The sequence below is a fragment of the Peribacillus sp. SIMBA_075 genome (genome assembly GCF_046534585.1).
Map to the genome: position 1 here is coordinate 1 of NZ_JAWRYN010001118.1, position 253 is coordinate 253.

At 55.7% G+C, this 253-nt stretch carries 1 protein-coding gene; it reads left to right on the plus strand.

All coding sequences use genetic code 11. The features are described from left to right. Positions 1-253: methyl-accepting chemotaxis protein (locus SB775_RS31780; RefSeq protein WP_410865275.1), on the plus strand; the 253-nt coding region annotated here is incomplete at both ends.

Here is a 253-nt window from a genome sequence, read left to right on the forward strand (position 1 = left end):
GCGGACAATGCGCGATGGGCGAAGGAGGAGGTATTGAAGGCAACGAGAATTGCTGAGAGAGGGGGTGGCGTCGTTCATGACATGGTTGCGACAATGGGGAAGATACACGCGAGTTCGAGCAAGATCTCCGAGATAACCGGGGTCATTGAAGGGATAGCATTCCAAACCAATATTCTGGCTCTGAACGCCGCCGTTGAGGCAGCTCGTGCGGGCGAGCAGGGAAGAGGATTTGCCGTTGTTGCAAGTGAGGTGC